General features: G+C 41.9%; 15 protein-coding genes and 1 tRNA gene. 7 read left to right on the top strand and 9 right to left on the bottom strand.

Annotated features, from left to right (window positions below; all coding sequences use genetic code 11):
• Nucleotides 1-67: 67 nt before the first annotated feature.
• The 3 genes from FIU21_RS01980 to FIU21_RS01970 all read right to left on the bottom strand — a co-directional run bounded on the left by FIU21_RS01980 (nt 68) and on the right by FIU21_RS01970 (nt 1,354).
• Complete coding sequence (locus FIU21_RS01980; protein ID WP_004359640.1) at nt 68-793, bottom strand: SDR family NAD(P)-dependent oxidoreductase; 726 nt, start codon at nt 791-793, stop codon at nt 68-70.
• Nucleotides 790-1,038: a hypothetical protein gene (locus FIU21_RS01975; protein ID WP_394358101.1), complete on the bottom strand. Its 249-nt coding sequence runs from the start codon at nt 1,036-1,038 to the stop codon at nt 790-792. Before FIU21_RS01975 ends, FIU21_RS01980 begins: the two co-directional genes overlap by 4 nt.
• 228 nt (nt 1,039-1,266) lie before the next feature.
• A tRNA-Ser gene (locus tag FIU21_RS01970) sits at nt 1,267-1,354 on the bottom strand.
• Nucleotides 1,355-1,831: 477 nt separating this feature from the next.
• Between FIU21_RS01970 and pyrG the strand changes: the two genes are divergently transcribed.
• From pyrG to FIU21_RS01950, 4 genes are all read left to right on the top strand, one after another.
• Nucleotides 1,832-3,442, top strand: coding sequence for a CTP synthase (pyrG, locus tag FIU21_RS01965; RefSeq protein ID WP_036866321.1), 1,611 nt, complete (start codon nt 1,832-1,834; stop codon nt 3,440-3,442).
• On the top strand, nt 3,443-5,374 hold the full coding sequence (gene yidC, locus FIU21_RS01960) for a membrane protein insertase YidC (protein WP_004359637.1): 1,932 nt from the start codon (nt 3,443-3,445) through the stop codon (nt 5,372-5,374).
• A 2-nt stretch (nt 5,375-5,376) separates the two neighbouring features.
• On the top strand, nt 5,377-7,536 hold the full coding sequence (gene dpp5 / locus FIU21_RS01955; protein WP_036885981.1) for a dipeptidyl-peptidase Dpp5: 2,160 nt from the start codon (nt 5,377-5,379) through the stop codon (nt 7,534-7,536).
• 296 nt (nt 7,537-7,832) lie between these two features.
• Nucleotides 7,833-9,455: an MFS transporter gene (locus FIU21_RS01950; RefSeq protein WP_036885979.1), complete on the top strand. Its 1,623-nt coding sequence runs from the start codon at nt 7,833-7,835 to the stop codon at nt 9,453-9,455.
• Nucleotides 9,456-10,097: 642 nt separating this feature from the next.
• On the opposite strand, the gene FIU21_RS01945 is transcribed toward FIU21_RS01950, so the two are convergent.
• The 6 genes from FIU21_RS01945 to FIU21_RS01920 all read right to left on the bottom strand — a co-directional run bounded on the left by FIU21_RS01945 (nt 10,098) and on the right by FIU21_RS01920 (nt 14,731).
• Nucleotides 10,098-10,607, bottom strand: a complete 510-nt coding sequence (locus FIU21_RS01945; protein ID WP_004359634.1) for an Lrp/AsnC family transcriptional regulator — start codon at nt 10,605-10,607, stop codon at nt 10,098-10,100.
• 95 nt (nt 10,608-10,702) lie between these two features.
• A complete protein-coding gene (locus FIU21_RS01940; protein ID WP_004359633.1) occupies nt 10,703-11,179 on the bottom strand; it encodes an ExbD/TolR family protein in 477 nt (158 codons plus the stop codon).
• Nucleotides 11,176-11,721, bottom strand: a complete 546-nt coding sequence (locus FIU21_RS01935) for an ExbD/TolR family protein (RefSeq protein ID WP_004359632.1) — start codon at nt 11,719-11,721, stop codon at nt 11,176-11,178. Before FIU21_RS01935 ends, FIU21_RS01940 begins: the two co-directional genes overlap by 4 nt.
• Nucleotides 11,718-12,233 (bottom strand): hypothetical protein, encoded by a 516-nt coding sequence (locus FIU21_RS01930; protein ID WP_004359631.1) that lies wholly within the window; start codon nt 12,231-12,233, stop codon nt 11,718-11,720. The genes FIU21_RS01935 and FIU21_RS01930 overlap by 4 nt, the downstream gene beginning before the upstream one ends.
• 108 nt (nt 12,234-12,341) lie before the next feature.
• Nucleotides 12,342-13,175, bottom strand: a complete 834-nt coding sequence (locus FIU21_RS01925) for a MotA/TolQ/ExbB proton channel family protein (protein WP_004359630.1) — start codon at nt 13,173-13,175, stop codon at nt 12,342-12,344.
• Between the two features lie 740 nt (nt 13,176-13,915).
• On the bottom strand, nt 13,916-14,731 hold the full coding sequence (locus FIU21_RS01920; RefSeq protein WP_004359629.1) for a hypothetical protein: 816 nt from the start codon (nt 14,729-14,731) through the stop codon (nt 13,916-13,918).
• A gap of 141 nt (nt 14,732-14,872) precedes the next feature.
• On the opposite strand from FIU21_RS01920, the gene FIU21_RS01915 reads away from it, so the two are divergent.
• The 3 genes from FIU21_RS01915 to FIU21_RS01905 all read left to right on the top strand — a co-directional run bounded on the left by FIU21_RS01915 (nt 14,873) and on the right by FIU21_RS01905 (nt 18,299).
• Entirely contained in the window at nt 14,873-16,651 is a 1,779-nt protein-coding gene (locus FIU21_RS01915) for a biotin/lipoyl-binding protein (RefSeq protein WP_004359628.1), read from the top strand.
• An 89-nt stretch (nt 16,652-16,740) separates the two neighbouring features.
• Nucleotides 16,741-17,274, top strand: a complete 534-nt coding sequence (locus FIU21_RS01910; RefSeq protein ID WP_004359627.1) for an HDIG domain-containing metalloprotein — start codon at nt 16,741-16,743, stop codon at nt 17,272-17,274.
• A 134-nt stretch (nt 17,275-17,408) separates the two neighbouring features.
• Nucleotides 17,409-18,299 (top strand): RluA family pseudouridine synthase, encoded by an 891-nt coding sequence (locus FIU21_RS01905; protein WP_004359626.1) that lies wholly within the window; start codon nt 17,409-17,411, stop codon nt 18,297-18,299.
• The last annotated feature ends 10 nt before the right edge of the window (nt 18,300-18,309 follow it).

Raw genomic sequence — 18,309 nt, 5'->3', positions numbered from 1 at the left:
GAAAGAAATTAGTGTTTGTTTATGTTGTTGTGGAGATTTTGTTTGTTTTCTTTGTATGAAAAAGAGGTTAACATAGCTTCATTCGCCTCCATATCCAGTTAGGGATATGTCGCCATAAGTAGGTGAGTACGCACCAACGGCTATCGATGACGCAGATGTGTCGTCGGCTGTTAATAGCCTTTATAATACTACGTGCCACCTTTTCTGTGGTCATCAGCATCGGGAGGTGAGAGGTACCAGCGAGTAGGGGAGTGTCGACAAAGCCGGGACGGATATCGGTGAAGTGGATGTTATGATATTTACAAGCAGCGAGTTGTTCCAATGCTTGTAGATAGGTGTTCTGCATCGCCTTTGTTGCACTATAAGCAGGAGCCGGTCCGAGTCCTTTTGTTCCAGCGATAGAGGTGATACATACGATGTGTCCACCTCCCTTATTGGCAAAATAGCGATAGGCACAACCAATCATTCGTGTGAATCCAACAGCGTTGGTTTCCATCGTTTTGAGTTCTATGTCAGCATTAAGACTTGGGTTTTGCCAACCGATTCCTGCGGCATGAAAATAGAGGTCGAGTCCTCCCATACCTTCTATAAGTTGCAGTAAGGAAGTTTCTGCATCTTCGTTATTTACATCAATTTGGGCGGTGTAGACTCGCTCTGGTGCTATAGCTTGCAAGTCTGTCAACTTGTCTATACGACGAGCAGCCACACCAACCGCCCATCCTTGTGCGATGAGCAGTCGTGCTACTTCATGTCCGATACCGCTGCTGGCGCCTACGACGATTGCTTTTTTCATTTCAGTAAGTCCTTAGGTAAGAGTTCGTTGAGGCTATCTTCGCGAATAATCTTTGGTACAGCCTTGCCGGGAAGCACTAAAACTTTTTTACCATTGCGGTAGATATGCAACTGTCGTGAACGTATCACAGCTGTTATCTCATCATCATTCTGCATCGCCTGCCATATAGGATAGTAGACACCTTCTTCGTTAAAGAGCTTCTTCTGCAGGTGTGAACACATATTGGTAGTATCGAGTTCTATCATTTCTTTCGTTAAATTTGGATGTTATTACGTGGATACAATATCCGTTTCCTAATCTTACTTTCTGCAAAGTTAGGAAAATAAAGCCGTATAACAAGCAATGAATTGGAAAATACGTGTTTTGTGTAAGGATGTGTAGTTGTGGTTATTAGAATGTTTCCCTTTCTATATTAAGTTGTCAGAAAAGAAAAAGGTGCAAGCCACGTAATCCATTGGCTTACACCTTTCTTGCGGAAAGAGGGGGATTCGAACCCCCGATACCCTTTAGGGGTATACACGCTTTCCAGGCGTGCCTCTTCAACCACTCGAGCATCTTTCCTTGTGAATCCTAACGTATATCGTCTATATGTTAGACTCAAATTGGTTTGCAAAAATAGAACTTTAGTTTTACAATAATGCGGCAGTAAAGAGGATTTTAAGTTTCTTTAAAGTTTTAGAGTAGTCTTCTCTTGTGATATTCTTCTTAGTTCGTTATTGCTAAATTGTAGTTTTCTTATGTAATAGTAACTGTTTGAAATATAAGATTTAGTCTTGTGAAAGGGGTGTTTTGTTGCAAAATATTTTATTAAAATGTCTCTTAGTTTTGTAATAATAAAATCTGCCATAAGGTAGATAAAATCTCATTGTAATCATAGATGATAGCACTGTTTATAGGTCTTGTGGCAATTAAATGAAATATACTATGTTTTTTTTATCTTTATATCCCGCCTAATTCATGGAAAATTAGTATCTTTGCATTTTAGTTTAGAACCAACGATTTTCGTTTTAGAAGATAATAATTAAACATACATACATCGTGGCTGAAACAAAGTACATTTTCGTTACGGGCGGCGTAGTTTCTTCACTTGGTAAAGGAATTATCTCGTCATCAATCGGTAAGCTTCTTCAAGCAAGAGGTTACAACATTACCATTCAGAAGTTTGATCCGTACATCAACATTGACCCAGGTACGCTGAACCCTTACGAGCACGGTGAGTGCTACGTAACAGAGGATGGTATGGAGACCGACCTCGACCTCGGTCACTATGAGCGCTTCACAGGTATTAAGACTACGAAGGCGAACTCTATGACTACGGGACGTATCTATAAGAGCGTTATTGACAAGGAGCGTCGTGGCGACTACTTGGGTAAGACTATTCAGGTTGTTCCTCATATTACGGATGAAATCAAACGTAATATTAAGCTTTTGGGGCAGAAGTATCACTATGACTTTGTGATTACTGAGATTGGTGGTACTATTGGTGATATTGAGTCAGCTCCTTTCCTTGAGGCTATTCGCCAGTTGAAGTGGGAATTGGGTAAGCGTGCTATCAATCTTCACTTGACATATGTTCCTTATCTTAAGGCTGCAGGTGAGTTGAAGACAAAGCCAACTCAGCACAGCGTAAAGGAATTGCAGAGTGTAGGTATTCAGCCAGATGTGCTCGTGATGCGTACAGAAAAGCATCTTGACGATGATATTCGTAAGAAGGTCGCAGCTTTCTGTAATGTTGATTTCGACTGCGTTGTACAGAGTGAGGACCTCCCAAGTATCTATGATGTTCCTGTAAATATGTTAGAGCAGGGTTTGGATGCTGCTATTCTGCGTAAGTGCGGTGAGGAAGTTGGTCCTAAACCAGCGCTCGGTCCTTGGAAGGAGTTTCTTGATCGTCAGCGTAAAGCAACTAAGGAAGTACACATTGGACTTGTTGGTAAATATGACTTGCAGGATGCTTATAAGAGTATTCGTGAAGGATTGTTGCAGGCTGGAACCTATAACGACCGTAAAACAGTTATTACCTTTATCAATTCTGAGGAACTGACAGAGGAGAATGTAGCTGAGAAACTTAAAGGACAGGATGGTATTGTGGTTTGTCCGGGCTTTGGTCAGCGTGGTATTGAGGGTAAGATTGTTGCTGCTCACTATACACGTACACATGATATCCCAACCTTCGGTATCTGTCTTGGTATGCAGATGATGGTGATTGAGTTTGCTCGTAATGTCCTTGGGTATAAGGATGCTAACTCACGAGAGATAGATGAGAAGACTACACACAATGTGATTGATATTATGGAAGAGCAGAAGAATATCACCAATATGGGTGGTACGATGCGCCTTGGAGCCTATGAGTGCGTACTGCGTCAGGGTTCACATACCTTTAATATCTATAAGCAAGAGCATATACAGGAGCGCCATCGTCATCGTTATGAGTTCAATAACGACTATGAAAAGGAGTTTGAGAAGCATGGTATGATGTGTGTTGGTCGCAATCCAGAGAGCGACTTGGTTGAAATCGTTGAGATACCAGGTTTGAAGTGGTATATTGGAACACAGTTCCACCCAGAGTATCAGTCAACTGTACTCGGTCCACATCCGCTCTTCCTCGACTTCGTAAAGACTTCAATTGAAAATCAGAAAAACAAATAAATGGATAAAAGAACAATCACAGGGTTTGTACTTATTGCCCTGATCCTCTTTGGTTTTGCTTGGTGGCAGCAGCCATCAGCTGAACAGGTAGCACAGCAGAGAGCTGAATTTGTAAAGGATTCTATCGCTGCAGCTAAGAAAACTCAGACAGCGAAACTTGCAGCTGAGAAGCAGGCACAGCAGAAGGCTGCGCAGGCTACTGATACTACAGCACTGTTTTATTCTGCATTGAGTGGTAAAGCACAGGATATTACGCTGAAGAATAGTAAGGTAGAACTGACTTTGAGTACCAAGGGTGGTGTTGTAAAGAAGGCTGTTATCAAAAACTATATCGGTCATAATATCGCTGTTAAGGATGGTTCACAGGACCAAAAGAATGTTACTTTGTTTAGTGGTGACGACCAGAGCCTTAACTTTATGTTGGCTGCAAAGAATAGTAATATTGAGACAAAAGACCTTATCTTCACTCCTTCAAATGTGACAGATTCTACTGTTACGTTTACAGCAGTTGCAGGAAAGGGTAAGACACTTACCTTGAGCTATACACTTGGTAAGGACTATTTGCTCAATATGTCTTTGCAGGCAGAGGGTATGGGTGGACTCTTTGCTCCAAACTATAACCAATTGGATATCAATTGGCAGGATCGTTGTAGACAGCAAGAACGTGGTTTTACATTTGAGAATCGTTATGCAACACTTACTTACAAAAAGCATGATGGTGGTACTAACTATTTAAGCGAGACATCAGAGAAAGAAGAGACGACAGAAGAGCCAATGGACTGGGTGGCTTTCAAAAACCAGTTCTTCTCTGCTGTGATGATTGCAAAGGATAACTTTGCAACAGGTGCAAAGCTTAAGAGTACACCACTTGAGAAGTCTTCTCATTACCTTAAGCACTATGAGGCTAATATGAAGGCTGGCTTTGATCCAACGGGTAAGCGCCCTTCAGAGTTCGAATTCTACTTTGGTCCTAACGATTTCCGTCTGCTTCAGTCTGTTGAAACAGAGAGTAAGTTTGCAAAGGAACTTGATATGGAACGCCTCGTATATCTTGGTTGGCCATTGTTCCGCATTATTAACCGTTGGTTTACTCTTTATGTATTCGATTGGTTGAGTAAGGTGTTCCCAATGGGAGTTGTATTGATTCTCATTACCTTATTATTAAAGCTTATTACCTTCCCAATGGTGAAGAAGAGCTATATGAGCTCTGCTAAGATGCGTGTGTTGAAGCCAAAGTTGGATGAAGCAACGAAGCAATTCAATAAGCCAGAAGACCAGATGCAGAAGCAACAGGCTATGATGCAGAAGTATTCAGAGTATGGGGTGAGTCCTTTGTCAGGCTGTCTTCCTATGTTGATACAGATGCCAATCTGGATTGCGATGTTCAACTTCGTACCGAATGCTATCCAACTTCGTGGTCAAAGCTTCCTTTGGATGCACGACCTCAGTACTTTCGATCCAATCTTCTCATGGAACCATGACGTTTGGCTCGTTGGTGACCATATCTCATTGACTTGTATCCTCTTCTGTGGTGCTAACTTGCTCTACACATGGTTTACCATGCAGCAGCAGAAGGATCAGATGGTTGGACAGCAGGCTGATCAGATGAAGATGATGCAGTGGATGATGTTTGGTATGCCATTGTTCTTCTTCTTCATGTTCAATGATTATTCATCAGGTCTGAACTTCTATTACTTTATATCACTCTTCTTCTCAGCTGCTATCATGTGGGCATTGCGCAAGACAACCAATGAGGAGAAACTTCTGGCTATCCTTGAAGCACGTCGTGAAGAGCGAAAGAACAACCCTAAGAACAATATGGGTAGTGGACTCTTCGCTCGTATGCAGGCTTTACAGGAGTTACAGAAGCAGCAGCAAGAAGAACTTCGACGCAAGCAAGATGAGCTAAATAAGAAAAAGAAAGGTCTATAACTATGAACAAAAACTTAACCATGGCAATGACTGCGGCTCTGATGATGAGTGGTAGCGTTGCACAAGCACAGGATGTGAACATCGGACGTAACAACATTACGCTGACAAGTGACCTCATGACTCCTGAGACACTTTGGGCTATGGGACGTATCGGTGCTGCACAAGCCTCACCTGATGGCAAGAAGGTTGTCTATCAGGTGGGTTATTACAGTGTCAAGGAAAACAAAGGACACCAGGTACTACGCGTGATGGATGCCGATGGTAAGAACGACCGTCTGCTGACTACCTCTGCAAAGAGTGAGGGAGATGCAGCATGGCTCGACAACAACACCTTGGCATTCCTTACAGGTGGACAGCTGTGGACAATGAATGTAGACGGTACTAACCGTAAGCAGTTGACACATTCGGATATCGACATCGAAGGTTTCCGATTCTCTCCAGACTGTAAGCGTGTTGTTCTTATCAAGAGCATCCCTTACTATGGCACTATCAAGCAGAACCCAAGCGACTTGCCAAAGGCTACGGGTATGGTTATCACTGACATGAACTATCGTCACTGGGACCATTACGTTAGAACAAATGCACATCCATTTGTGGCAGATGTAACTGCTGAGGGTGTTGGTGCGGGTGTTGATGTACTCGAAGGTGAACCTTATGAGAGTCCGTTGGCACCATTCGGTGGTATTGAGCAGATTGATTGGAGCAAGGATTCTAAGTTCATTGCTTATACCTGCCGTAAGAAGGAAGGTACACAGTATGCTATCTCTACCGATGCCGACATATATATATATAATGTGGAGACTCGCCAAACAAAGAATCTCTGCAAGCCAGCCGACTATGTTGAGCCAAAGATTGATGCTACAAAGAGTATGCGCAATCAGGCTGTAAATCATCAGGCTGGCGATATGAATGTAGGTTACGATGTTAACCCTAAGTTCTCACCTGACGGCAAGTACATTGCATGGCAGAGTATGAAGAACAATGGTTATGAGAGTGACCGCAACCGCCTCTGTGTCTATGAATTGGCAACAGGCAAGAAGACATACGTTACTGAAAGCTTCGATTCAAATGTAGACGACTACACATGGAGCCTTAATTCAAAGGACCTCTATTTCATTGGTGTATGGCATGCAACGGTCAACGTCTATCAGACGAATCTTAAGGGCGAGGTGAAGCAGCTTACAGAAGGCAATCATAACTATGTAAGCATCTCACTCCTTGGTGATAAGAAGTTGCTTGCTATCCGTCAGAGCATCTCTCAAGCTAATGAAATCTTCGCTATAACTCCTGCTAAGAAGGAGAAAGCAAGCGTTCAGACACAGCTCAGCTTTGAGAATAAGTATATCTATGACCAGTTAGCTTTGGGTGATGTAAAGTCTCGTTGGGTAAAGACAACTGATGGTAAGGAAATGATGGAATGGGTAATTACTCCTCCACACTTCGATCCAAATAAGAAATATCCTACATTGCTCTTCTGTGAAGGCGGACCACAAAGTCCTGTTTCTCAGTTCTGGAGCTATCGTTGGAACTTTCAGATAATGGCAGCCAATGGCTATGTCATCATTGCACCAAACCGTCGTGGCTTGCCAGGCTTTGGTAGTGCATGGAATGAGGAAGTTAGTACCGACTGGACCGGTCAGTGTATGAACGACTACCTCTCAGCAATTGATGATGCAGCTAACAATCTCCCATTTGTAGACAAAGACCGCTTAGGTGCTGTTGGTGCTTCATTTGGTGGCTTCTCTGTTTATTATCTTGCAGGTATTCATAAGAAGCGCTTTAAGTGTTTCATCTCTCATGATGGTGCTTTCAATCTTGAGAGTATGTACACAGATACTGAGGAAGCTTGGTTCAGCAACTGGGAGTATGACGATGCTTATTGGAATAAGGACAAGAGCGAAGCTGCAAAGCGTACTTACGCAAACAGTCCTCATTTGAATGTTGATAAGTGGGATACTCCAATCCTTTGTATCCACGGCGAGAAAGACTATCGTATTAATGCTAATCAAGGAATGGGTGCTTTCAATGCAGCTCGTCTGCGTGGTATCCCTGCTGAGTTACTTCTCTATCCTGATGAGAACCACTGGGTATTGAAACCACAAAACAGTGTTCTCTGGCAGCGTACATTCTTTAATTGGCTCGACCGCTGGCTGAAGAAGTAGGTGATTAGTAGACAAGTGAACGAGTTTACAAGTCAACAAGTTGTTTGATAGTATTAACTCGTTTATTTGTCAAACAAGTAGACAAGTCAATAAGTCAACAAGTAGACAAGTTGCTTGATAGTATTAACTCGTTTACTTGTAAACGTGTTAACTCGTCAACTTATAAACTCGTTAACTCGCCAACCTATTCACTCATCAATTCATTCATTTTTAACTTATAATCTAACAAATAACTGGTTTACTTGTCAACTTGTCAAACTTGTCAACTCGTAAACTTGTTAACTAATAAAATCATCATGACTGATAAAATTCAAACATCATTGAGAGATTCAGCAGCGATGCGCTGGACGGCTCTCCTCCTTTTATCCCTGGCAATGTTCTGTGCCTACATCTTTGTTGATATCCTTTCTCCAATCAAGGAGTTGATGCAGGAGCAGAGAGGTTGGGACTCAACCGCATTCGGTACTATGCAGGGTTCAGAGACATTCCTTAATGTCTTCGTTTTCTTCCTCATCTTCGCAGGTATCATCCTCGATAAGATGGGCGTTCGTTTCACTGCTATCTTGTCTGGTGCAGTGATGTTAGCTGGTGCTTTAATCAAGTACTATGCCATCAGCGACAGCTTTGCTGGTAGTGCACTTGACGTATGGTTTACCAATAACCTCAACCACATTCCTGTCTTCGAGCAGTTGGGTGTATCTCCTTTCTATCAGGGTATGCCAGCCTCTGCAAAGGTTGCAGCTTGTGGTTTCATGATATTTGGTTGTGGCGTTGAGATGGCAGGTATCACTGTTTCTCGTGGTATTGTAAAGTGGTTCAAGGGTCGTGAGATGGCATTGGCAATGGGTTCAGAGATGGCTTTGGCTCGTCTTGGTGTTGCTACCTGTATGATTTTCTCACCATTCTTTGCTAAACTTGGTGGCGATATTAATGTTTCTCGTTCTGTAGCTTTCGGTGTAGTACTTATCTGTATTGCATTGATGATGTTCATCGTTTACTTCTTCATGGATAAGAAGCTCGACTCACAGACAGGTGAGGCAGAGGAGAAAGACGATCCATTCAAGATTAGCGACCTTGGTAAGATTCTGTCAAGTATGGGCTTCTGGCTCGTAGCATTGCTCTGTGTGCTTTATTACTCAGCTATCTTCCCATTCCAGAAGTACGCTGTAAATATGCTTCAGTGTAACCTTACCTTCCACGAACTTCCTGCAGGTTCATTCTGGGCTTCATCAAGTGTGACTATCATACAGTATGTTATCATGCTCGTTGTTGCTGCAACTGCATTCATGTTCAACTTCATGAAGAATAAGGCTTTGAAGAATTTTATGCTCTTCTTGTCTGTTTTGAGCCTTGTAGTTTATTGCTACATGGGTTATATGCGTCAGTCTGCAGAGTCTATCTTTGCTGTATTCCCATTGCTCGCAGTAGGTATTACACCAATCCTTGGTAGCTATGTTGATCATAAGGGTAAGGCAGCTTCTATGCTCGTTTTGGGTTCATTGCTTCTGATTGTTTGTCACCTCACTTTTGCCTTTGTTCTTCCACAGTTTAAGTCAAGCCAGGTAGGTGGTGTTATCGTTGCTTATGTAACCATCCTCGTTCTCGGTGCTTCTTTCTCACTCGTACCAGCTTCATTGTGGCCAAGTGTTCCAAAACTCGTAGATGCAAAGATTATTGGTTCTGCTTACGCCCTTATCTTCTGGATTCAGAATATCGGTCTGTGGTTGTTCCCACTCCTTATTGGTAAGGTACTTGATAAGACAAACGTAGGTGTTACTGACCCAACACAGCTCAACTACACAGCTCCGTTGGTTATGCTTGCTGGTTTGGGTGTGATTGCTCTTATCATTGGTCTTACTTTGAAGGTAGTAGATAAGAAGCGCAACCTCGGTTTGGAAGAGCCAAATATCAAGGAATAATAGTTGTATGACAACGGGTAAAAGCCCATATACTAAGTAGTAATGGGTCGCTCGTAAATTGTTCTACAGCTTAAAATAAATTATATTGAAAAGTCCTCGCAAGTATATTTCTGCTTGTGAGGACTTTTTTTATTTATAAAATGATAAAGTTTCTGTGAGTTCAGTACCTCTTACTAAGTTCTTCTTAAAGTCTTTATATTTATTGATTTTGTAAAGAAAAATCACATAACCAATTTTAATTGATGCTTAACAGCGTTTGAATTAACGCCCAATTGGCTTCTAAAAGATGCCCTTTTGAGGGCTAACTAACGCCCTTTTGCGCCCTTGTTAAGCACCTTTAGAAATGTTGTTTTGTAACTGTTTCGTTAATAGGGAGTTATAGGCGTATGGCTTATGTTGGTTTTGAGCATTAAAAAGAGGCTTGTTGTTGAGTTTTATGTCAATACTTTTCGCAGCTGATGATGTGTAAAAAGTGACGTGATAAGAGCTGATATAATCGAGGGATAAATTGTTTGAATAGGGGAGGAAAGCATGAAAACGAAGAAACCCACACATCGACTGTGCGGGCTTCTTTGTATGTTTCATCCTTTATAGAAGGATTTTTGGTTATTCTACGCTATTAATAATAGGTAGATAATGTTCTTACTCCTCGTCCTCTTCATCATCATCTAAAACGACGTCAGCAACCTTCATACCCTCAATAGGTAAGGTGCGGTCGATAACAGCATTGTAAGAGATTGAGCTCTCGCTGCGTGACAGACCAAGTGGCATCAGCTTGTCGTGAATGACAGACATAAGGTGATGGTTGTTGTATGCGTAAATCTTCAAGAAGAGGTCATACTCACCTGTGGTGTAGTGACACTCTACAATCTCTGGAATCTGACGCAGAGCTTCAACAACATCATCAAATTTCTCAGGATTCTTAAGGTTCAAACCAATGAATGCACAGGTCTCATAACCGATACGCTCTGGGTCTATAATAAACTGTGAACCCTTTAATACTCCAAGATTTGTTAACTTCTGAATACGTTGATGAATGGCTGCACCGCTGACGTTACATGCACGTGCAACCTCAAGGAATGGAATTCTTGCATCCTCAGAAATGAGGTGCAGAATCTTCTTATCAAGACGATCTAAACTTCTATGTGCCATTATTTACAATTTGATTTTGCTTACAAAGGTATTAAAAAAACTCTTAATAAGTAAGTTAAAAAGTCGTTTTTTACAACAAATTACAACTTTATAACCTACTTCAGTTTGTTATTCCTACTCATTGTGGCTGTAAAGTTGACATTCAACACGTTAGCCTCTCTCAACACTTGTTTGAGATCCATAATCGTACCCATATCTGCATGGCGGTCTGCCTTGATGCTTACACTTAGCTCCTTGCGCTGTTCTGGCGGTAAGGCGGCAGAGAGTTGAATCAGATATTTCTTTATTTCAGGAATCGTTGTGATATGGTCATTTAATTGTACAACCATCTTCTCTCCTTCTACTTGACCGAGACTATTGATGGGACGACCAATATAGATGTGCTGTATAGTTGAATTATTATACATGCGTGAAAGCTCTGTTGCCATTGGCACTTGGTACTTTACGTGTACGTTTGCTTTCCTCATGTGTACAACCAGCATGAAGAAGAAAAGAATAGAGAAGATAAGATCGGGCATAGAAGCTGTGTTCAATGCAGGGATCTCATGATTTCTTCCACGATAGAGTTTCATTCTGTACCCCCTTTCTCTGTGTTGTCTGCCTTGCTAACAGTATACACCTCTGATATTCGCATAGGCACTTCGTCGGCTATTTGCTTCTGCTGTTCGTTGCTACATAGCTCAAACTCTTTTCCAAAAAGATTGAGTGCACGTTGGTTGCGAAGGGTGTTATACGCTGCAACTAATTGGTTTTGCACGTGGATATAAGTATCGTATGAAGCGTTACGGCTGCTCTGTAACTGGATAAGATGCCCCTTTCCGTTAGTTTGAATAAGCTGTGTTGCGCGCTGTAAGAGCTCCTTCATCGTCACAACCTTTCCATCAAGTGTCACTTGATTCTCCGCATCGATAACAATACGCATTACTTTTCTGCTATCAACGGCAGCAGGTGGTGTCTTTGTTTTGTCGATAGCAGGCAACTGACGTGACAGTCCTTTGTCGAGGTCCATAGAAGAGGCAACAAGGAAGAATATCAACAGCATGAACGAAATATCTGCCGTTGACGTCGTATTTAGTATAGGAACTTTCCTTCGTTCTCTCTTACGAAACATCATTTTCCGCGTCCCTTTCTGTAATAACGAGTCGCTCCAAAGGCTACTACTCCTGCTGCAAGAACAAGTAAAAGTAGTGAACTGTTCACAAACATATCTGTTATACGAAGCCAGAAGCTATCTGTGAAGTTCTCTCCATTGACCATCATTGTCTGCGTAGAACCGAAAACAAAGGTCAAGAGTAAGATGAGTGCTGTTATTCCATATGTAGTATAGGTAATCTTTCTTGCAGGAATACCATTCGTCATTCCTTCACTTCGGTTGGCTCTTCGTATGCCTCGAACTACGGCAACGATAGAGGCTATAGTTGTGATAGCAAGCAATCCCCACATAAACCAAAGCAAAACGTCGGTAAGCATAGGTGCATTGAATGCTGTGTTGCCTGTAAAAGGGGTGTCATAGCCAATGAGGTAGAAAGCCAAAAAGACAATAGCTGATAACGCTACTATCACGTAGAGGACACGCTGTGATATGCGTTCTTCGTCCATCTTTGCTATACCTTTTATTTTCATCATAACACTTTTTAATTCAGAATTCAGAATTCAGAATTCATAATTGTAATTACTTCTTTAATTCATAATTATGAATTTTGAATTTCTCAATTATGAATTATGAATTTTGAATTATGAATTCTGAATTCTCTTAAGTTTATATTTCATGATTGCATCCAACAATGTGATGGCTGATTCTTCCATCTGTGCTGTGATATGGTCAATCTTTGAGAGGATATAGTTGTAGAATATCTGCAGCACGAGGGCTACGATGATACCGAAGATGGTTGTAATTAAAGCCACCTTCATACCTGATGCCACAATCGTTGGACTAATATCGCCAGCCTCTTGAATCTGATCGAACGCCATAACCATACCGATAACGGTTCCAAGGAAACCGAGTGATGGAGCCATTGCAATGAAGAGTGTAATCCATGAACAGCCCTTCTCAAGGTTAGCACTCTGAACACTACCGTATGAGGTAACGCTACGTTCTATATTTTCTATAGAATCGTCTATACGCAACAAACCTTGATAACAGATGGAAGCTACTGGTCCACGTGTGTCGCGACTCAGTGCTTTTGCCTGTTCAATCTCGCCTGCAACAATCATATCATCCAACTTACCAACAAATCGTTTGGCGTCTATTTCTGAAAGACTTAGATAGATAATGCGTTCAATACAGAATGCTAAGCCTAACACCAAAGCTAATGCTACCAACGACATGAAGCCTGCATTACCCTCGATGAACTTACGCTTTAAGGATTGGTGGATGCCCGTATCTTGTGCGGTTGGTGTTTTAACGGTTGCTGTATCGGCTACACCTGTCTCGTTCAGTGCATCATCTGAAAGTGTGTCAGCAGTAGCTGTGGTCGCTGCTTTGGCTGGTGCCTGTGCTGAAACGATGGTTGAGCAAGAGAAGGAGAGTATTGTTATGATTGAAAACAACGCTATTAATTTCTTCATATTCTTAAAACCTGTAGTGGTCTCCTTTTTATAACGGCATTGCTGCCTTGGTTGTGAAAGGCTTTTTAGCCTATGTATATGACGGCTAAATTACCTCTATAATTATCTGCGCAAAGGTATATAAAATTGTAATAACAGCCAAATCTTGTGCTTGAAAAGATTAAACCTAAATCGGTTTATTAGATTACAACGCTCATATTTTTACGATAACTATCCCCAATTAGATGCTCTCACAAAGGGGAATAAATACAAGGTAAAATGTGAATAGATTTGGTGTCTGACCGTTTTCTACAAACAACTTATTCCTTGATTATGCAATATATGTAAACTATTTTCAGACGACTCAAGTCTAATACATGCCCTTTAGGTTTCTTAAAGACGCCCTTTTGGCTTGCAAAAGGTGCCCTTTAAGCCCCTTGCTAACGCCCTTTTGAAGTCCAATTAAGCATCTTTTGATATGCTACTTTCTAACTAATTGATTTCCTTTTGGTTACAAGTCTTCCTTTTATATGTGTTTTTGTCTTTATTTATAGATGTTTTATTTGAAATTATGTAATGATTTTTCAAATCTCTATCCGTATCTTTGAGGTATTAATAAGAAAAGGTATCTTGCGTCGGAAAGTTATAATAAAATATGTAGTTTGATAGTTTTTATCCTATCATTTTGTTTAATAAGTTACTTCAGTCCTTCCGTTAAAACTATGTAAGAATCATCTATAGATTTAACGGAAGAAACATATTTATTTCTTAAAACTCTGTGTAATAGCGTTCTTCTCTTCTGCTTTTTGAGCTTCTTTGTTTGCTTCCAACGCATTCTTCTTGCGGTGATACTGCATCACTTTCTTACCGAAAAGAGCAGCCATGGAGTCTTCAGAGAGGTAGCGCATAGAACCAGAGTCAAAGCCGACAGAGTCTTGTGGGATGCGGTGTCCCTGTTCGTCAAGTGTGTCTTTATAGATATAAAGTCTACCGTTGAAGATGTGCCAGCTCGTATAAACAGTCACCTTAGGATATTCCACAGGACTTTCATCTTCCAAAGAGTTAGCTTTCATGATGTAACCCACAGGTGAAGCCTGGTTATAACTCTTCAGTGTAAAGCCATACTCACGCGGTGTAAACAAGGCAGCCTTCATAGAATCGCTCATGCCAGCCAATATTTCCTCCTCTGTCTTCGTAGGGTTAGGCTTCAACTTTGGCAAGACTTGGAAAGTCCATGTACCCTTCATTTGTTCAAGATTAATAACCATTTCTGCCTCAAAGGGGTCAATAGGATTAGGAACAATAGCTAATTCGTCGCCTATCTCGGGTGTACCATAAACCATGCCATTGCGTTTTGCTGTTACAATGTCAAACTTTACAGGGTCACCTCCCTCGTTTGGTAGGAGAACAATTATAGAATCAGAGCAACCGTCGCACGCCAATCCGTAGCGTGTACTATCACCTTTCATTTGAACCTCAACATCGATAGCACTGTAATCTCCAGTCGATACTTGGTTGTAACAAGCTGTAAGGAAAAGCAGTGCAAAGCCGAAGAGAGGGAAAAACTTTTTCTTCATGTACTAACTTTTAGACTGCAAAGATAGTCAATTATTGCAAAAAATATTAGCGGTCAGTCGTTTTTTGGAAATTTTTATCTAATTTTGCAGGTCAGATTGCATGCTGCAATCCCTTCATTTAGTAACATATTGAAAATATATATGGGAAAGAAAATTGAGTTCAGTCTCATTTATCGAGACATGTGGCAGAGCTCTGGTAAGTTCCAGCCACGTAAGGATGAGTTAGTTCGTATCGCACCAGTCTTCGTTGAGATGGGCTGTTTTGCACGTGTAGAAACCAATGGTGGTGCATTTGAACAGGTTAATCTTTTAGCTGGTGAGAACCCAAACGAGTCTGTACGTGCCTACACCAAGATTCTGCATGAAGCTGGTATCAAGACGCACATGCTTGACCGCGGTCTGAACGCTTTGCGTATGTATCCTGTTCCTGATGATGTTCGTGCATTGATGTATCGTGTAAAGCATGCTCAGGGTGTGGATATCACTCGTCTTTTCGACGGTCTGAATGACATTCGTAATATTGCACCTGCATTGAAGTGGGCTAAGGAAGCTGGTATGACTCCACAGGGAACACTCTGTATCACTACCTCTCCTGTTCATACAATTGAGTACTACTGTAAGTTGGCTGATGAGGAAATTGCAGCTGGTGCAGAGGAACTTTGTTTGAAGGATATGGCTGGTATCGGTCAGCCTGCATTCCTTGGTGAGTTGACTCGTCGCATTAAGGAGAAACATCCAGACATTATTCTTGAATATCACGGTCACTCTGGTCCAGGTTTGTCAATGGCTTCTATGCTTGAGGTAGCCAAGAATGGTATTGATATTCTTGATGTTGCTATTGAGCCTTTGTCATGGGGTAAGGTTCATCCAGACGTTATCTCTGTACAGAGCATGTTGAAGAATGCTGGCTTTGATGTACCAGAAATCAACATGGATGCCTACATGAAGGCACGTGCTATGACTCAGGAGTTTATTGATGAGTGGCTCGGCTACTTCATTAACCCACAGAATAAGATTATGAGTTCATTGCTTCTTAGCTGTGGTTTGCCAGGTGGTATGATGGGTTCAATGATGGCTGACCTTGGTGGTATTCGTTCAACTATCAATAACCTCCGCAAGAAGAAGGGCGAACCAGAGCTTTCTGTTGATGATATGCTTGTTAAGTTGTTCGATGAGGTGGCATATGTATGGCCACGCGTAGGTTATCCTCCATTGGTGACTCCATTCTCACAATATACAAAGAACATTGCCCTTATGAACCTCCTCACCCTTGAGCAGGGTAAGGGTCGCTTCGTAATGATGGACGATTCTATGTGGGGAATGATTCTTGGTAAGAGTGGTCGTGTTCCTGGTGAGATATGTCAGGAGTTGAAAGACCTTGCTAAGCAGAAGGGTCTTGAGTTCACTGATGCCGATCCTCACACCTTACTTCCAAACGCTCTTGACGACTTCCGTAAGGAAATGGATGAGAACGGATGGGATTACGGACAGGATGATGAGGAACTCTTCGAGTTGGCTATGCACCCAGAGCAGTACCGTAACTACAAGAGCGGACAGGCTAAGAAGAACTTCCTTGCTGACCTTCAGGCTGCAAAGGATGCTAAACTCGGTGCAAAGGTAAGCCCAGAGGAGGCAGCAGCATTCAAGCATGCTAAGGCTGATGCTATCGTTTCTCCTGTTAAGGGTCAGCTCTTCTGGGAATTCCAAGGTGATGGTGAGGCTGCTCCAACTATCGAACCATTCATCGGTAAGGAGTATAAAGAAGGTGATGTATTCTGCTACGTTCAAGCTCCTTGGGGCGAGTTCGTGACTGTTCCTGCTGCCCTCGGTGGTAAGTTAGTGGAAATCAACGCTAAGCAGGGTGCCAAGGTAGACAAGGGCGACGTTATCGCTTACATCGAGAGAGCACACGAAGAATAAAGAATCATTATTATAAATGATAGGGCCACGGCTCCTCATTCATGGCGGTGTAAGCCGACTGGGAGAGGAGGTGTGGCTTTTTTCGTGATATGGATTACCAAGTAATTATCAATAAATACTATCCCGAGGATAACGAACTACGTCATATCCTTCTTGTTCATAGTCGTGCTGTAGCGGATAAAGCACTTGCTATTGCTGATTGTCATCCAGAGTTATCGCTTGACAGACAGTTCATTGAGGAAGCTGCAATGCTACATGATATAGGTATCGTACGTTGCAATGCCTCAGGCATACAATGTTTCGGCACTGAGCCTTATATCTGTCATGGTCGTATTGGTGCAGAGATGTTGCGTGCAGAAGGCTTCCCTCGACATGCTCGCGTTTGTGAACGTCATACTGGAGCGGGTATCACTCGTAGCCAAATCATTGCACAAAAGCTGCCACTTCCTCAGCAAGACTTCCTCCCTGAAACCATGGAAGAGAAGGTAATTTGTTATGCTGATAAGTTCTTTTCTAAGTCTCATCTTGATGAAGAGAAGACGATAGAGCAAGCAATAGCAAGTCTTTCCAAGTTTGGCGAAGAAGGTGTTGTACGCTTTCGTGAGTGGGTCAAGATGTTCTAAAACGGCATTGAGCGTATTGACAATCTTATTATAGGAAAGCAATATATTAGCTGTTTTATCTCAGTCGTAGGCCATTCGGATGATTTATTAGGTGTGTAATAGTTTTAATCATTATTTCTTTGTACTTTTGTAGTATGATAAGAAAGAACCCATATACAGAAGAAAAATATAAGCATTATAAGGTGACGGCCCCCGCTCCATTGCTTGAATGGTTGTTGGCTAACCTGAATGAGAGTAAGAGTAAGGTTAAGGCAACGCTACAGAATCGTGGTATCAAGGTGAATGGTAAGTGCGTTACACAGTTTGACCATCCACTGAAGGCTGGCGACAAGATATCTGTTAGCAAGAGCAAGAAGAACGATCTCTTCCGTAGTCGCTATGTGAAGATCGTCTATGAAGACAGATTTTTGGTAGTGATTGAAAAGAATATTGGTATTCTTTCAATGGCTGCTGGCCATTCTTCATTGAATGTGAAGACTGTTCTTGACGATTATTTCCGTAAGACAAAGCAGAAGTGTACGGCACATGTTGTCCATCGACTTGACCGTGATACATCAGGACTGATGATTTATGCTAAGGACATACAGACGGAGCAGTTACTTGAGCATGACTGGCATAATATCGTTTATGATCGTCGTTATGTAGCTGTAGTAAGTGGTGAGATGGAGCATGATGAAGGTACGATTGCCAATTGGCTAAAGGATAATAAGTCATACGTAACCTATAGCTCGCCAGTGGATAATGGTGGAAAATATGCCGTTACACATTTTCATGTGCTTGATCGTACGGTAGCTCACAGCCTTGTTGAGTATCAGTTAGAGACAGGTCGTAAGAATCAGATTCGTGTACATTCAGCCGATATGGGGCATCCTGTCTGCGGTGACATAAAGTATGGTAATGGTGATGACCCACTTCATCGTCTTTGTCTACATGCATACGTACTCTGTTTTCATCATCCTGTTACACACCAGCGTATGGAGTTTGAGACACCAATACCTGCTGTATTCAGACATTTATTCAAATAAAGCATTCTTG

This window comes from Prevotella melaninogenica (genome assembly GCF_013267595.1).
GTDB lineage: Bacteria > Bacteroidota > Bacteroidia > Bacteroidales > Bacteroidaceae > Prevotella > Prevotella melaninogenica_D.
Note: the sequence above shows the minus strand (reverse complement) of the source record. Positions and strands in the feature narration are given on the sequence as shown.

Coding starts and splice junctions, on each gene's coding strand:
- FIU21_RS01980 (WP_004359640.1), bottom strand. CDS start 793: ATGAAAAAAGCAATCGTCGTAGGCGCCAGCAGCGGTATCGGACATGAA.
- FIU21_RS01975 (WP_394358101.1), bottom strand. CDS start 1,038: ATGATAGAACTCGATACTACCAATATGTGTTCACACCTGCAGAAGAAG.
- yidC (WP_004359637.1), top strand. CDS start 3,443: ATGGATAAAAGAACAATCACAGGGTTTGTACTTATTGCCCTGATCCTC.
- dpp5 (WP_036885981.1), top strand. CDS start 5,377: ATGAACAAAAACTTAACCATGGCAATGACTGCGGCTCTGATGATGAGT.
- FIU21_RS01950 (WP_036885979.1), top strand. CDS start 7,833: ATGACTGATAAAATTCAAACATCATTGAGAGATTCAGCAGCGATGCGC.
- FIU21_RS01945 (WP_004359634.1), bottom strand. CDS start 10,607: ATGGCACATAGAAGTTTAGATCGTCTTGATAAGAAGATTCTGCACCTC.
- FIU21_RS01940 (WP_004359633.1), bottom strand. CDS start 11,179: ATGAAACTCTATCGTGGAAGAAATCATGAGATCCCTGCATTGAACACA.
- FIU21_RS01935 (WP_004359632.1), bottom strand. CDS start 11,721: ATGATGTTTCGTAAGAGAGAACGAAGGAAAGTTCCTATACTAAATACG.
- FIU21_RS01930 (WP_004359631.1), bottom strand. CDS start 12,233: ATGATGAAAATAAAAGGTATAGCAAAGATGGACGAAGAACGCATATCA.
- FIU21_RS01925 (WP_004359630.1), bottom strand. CDS start 13,175: ATGAAGAAATTAATAGCGTTGTTTTCAATCATAACAATACTCTCCTTC.
- FIU21_RS01920 (WP_004359629.1), bottom strand. CDS start 14,731: ATGAAGAAAAAGTTTTTCCCTCTCTTCGGCTTTGCACTGCTTTTCCTT.
- FIU21_RS01915 (WP_004359628.1), top strand. CDS start 14,873: ATGGGAAAGAAAATTGAGTTCAGTCTCATTTATCGAGACATGTGGCAG.
- FIU21_RS01910 (WP_004359627.1), top strand. CDS start 16,741: ATGGATTACCAAGTAATTATCAATAAATACTATCCCGAGGATAACGAA.
- FIU21_RS01905 (WP_004359626.1), top strand. CDS start 17,409: ATGATAAGAAAGAACCCATATACAGAAGAAAAATATAAGCATTATAAG.